At 51.2% G+C, this 1,736-nt stretch carries 1 protein-coding gene; it reads left to right on the forward strand.

The window, feature by feature from the left end:
- Positions 1-129: 129 nt before the first annotated feature.
- A complete protein-coding gene (mobQ, locus tag AADEFJLK_RS23560) occupies positions 130-1,461 on the forward strand; it encodes a MobQ family relaxase (RefSeq protein ID WP_103976028.1) in 1,332 nt (443 codons plus the stop codon).
- Positions 1,462-1,736: the final 275 nt, after the last annotated feature.

The following is a 1,736-nucleotide window of genomic DNA, read 5'->3' on the forward strand; positions in this document are numbered from 1 at the left end:
TTCACCAGATTAATAAACAATCTGTCTATTAATCGATTTAAGAGACAGATTCACCCATGTTTTTTGCTATAAAAGTCAATAATTTTGCTTAGCGTACGTTTTCGTACCACTGGACTTCAATCCCCCACAATGGCTAACTGGTATCATTGCAGCATGAAAGTCATAGGGCGCAGTGGTGCGGGCAGCAAATCCAGCGTGGCAGCTTGCGCCTATCGCCTAGGCGAAAACCTGTATGATGAACGCACCCAAACCCACCATGATTACACCCGCCGAAGTGGCGTAGAGGCAAGTTTTACCCTTGCCCCTAGCACCGCCCCCGATTGGGCGACCGACCCCCAAAAATTATGGAACGCCGCCGAAGCCGCCGAGAAAAGAATCAACAGCCAAACCGCCAGAGAATGGGTGATTGCCCTGCCTTCCGAAGTCAGCAAAGAAGAACGGGAAGAAATAACCCGTGGGCTTGGCGAACATCTCACCGACCGCTACGGCGTGGCAGTGACGGCAGCCATCCACGAACCATCAAGGCAGGGCGATGATAGGAACTACCACGCCCATATTTTAACGACCACCCGCCGAATGGGGGCGGACGGGTTAGGCGAGAAAACCAGAGAACTGGTCAACATGAAAACGGGGGCGGTTGAGATTTTGCATATTCGGGAATATACCGCCGAGCTTATCAATACCGCCCTTGAACGGGCGGGGATTGACGACCGAGTAGACCACCGCAGTTTTAAGGACAGAGGCATAGACCAAGAGCCGACCGAGCATTTAGGGGTTGCAGCCACCGCCATAGAACGGCGGGGCGAACCCAGCCGAATAGGTGACGAAAACCGAGGGCGGGAACAAGCCAACCAGCACAAAAGCGCACTCGCCCAAGAAAGCGAGGCTTTAGACAGGCAAATAGCAGCAGCCAGAGCCGAAATTTTAGAATTTAAGCCAGAGCCAGAGGCGCAAGCAAAACCCGTAACCCACTGGCAAGACCACCTCACCGCCGAGCGGGAAGGCGAAGGGGGAAGCGGGGGCGGTTTCCGCCCCGCCGATCCCCCCGCCAATACCAGCAGTTCAATCACCGACCCCGTTAATGTCTTCCATGCCGACCAAATCGCCACACAGGGCGAGATTCAGCATAAGGGGCTGGTTAAACATTGGGTGGAACACGCCCTAGAGTGGGTGCATGATTGGGACGAGAGCATAGCCGAGGGCTGGGAACTGCTCAAGGACGAAATCAAGGGCGGGGGCGCACACGATATGGACGAGCCACAGGCGGACTATTGGCAACAGCAGGTAAAGGCAGAGCCAGCCGACAACCCACAGCCACGGCGTTTAGGTGGGCAGTTTGATGCCATATTGGAAGCCAACAGAAAAGAATACAAACGAGTTGATTGGCTTGAAGAAGCACAAAAACACTATAATTATTACCAAGAGCCAGATAACGAACACGATAACGACATAGAGAGATAATTACCCATGTTTGAACGGTTTAAGCACAAAGATACAAAAAATAAAAGTGAATTGCTTCTATATCAGGCTTTTGACAGTAAAGACCGCAGCCGGCGTTTAAGGATACGGCGGGCGAAAGAATCAGCGCACACCCCCGATTATAGATATTGGGGATTGAAGTCCAGTGGTACGAAAACGTACGCTAAGCAAAATTATTGACTTTTATAGCAAAAAACATGGGTGAATCTGTCTCTTAAATCGATTAATAGACAGATTGTTTATTAATCTGGTGAAAA

Origin of the sequence: Methylovulum psychrotolerans, from assembly GCF_002923755.1 — a bacterium.
GTDB classification, from domain to species: domain Bacteria; phylum Pseudomonadota; class Gammaproteobacteria; order Methylococcales; family Methylomonadaceae; genus Methylovulum; species Methylovulum psychrotolerans.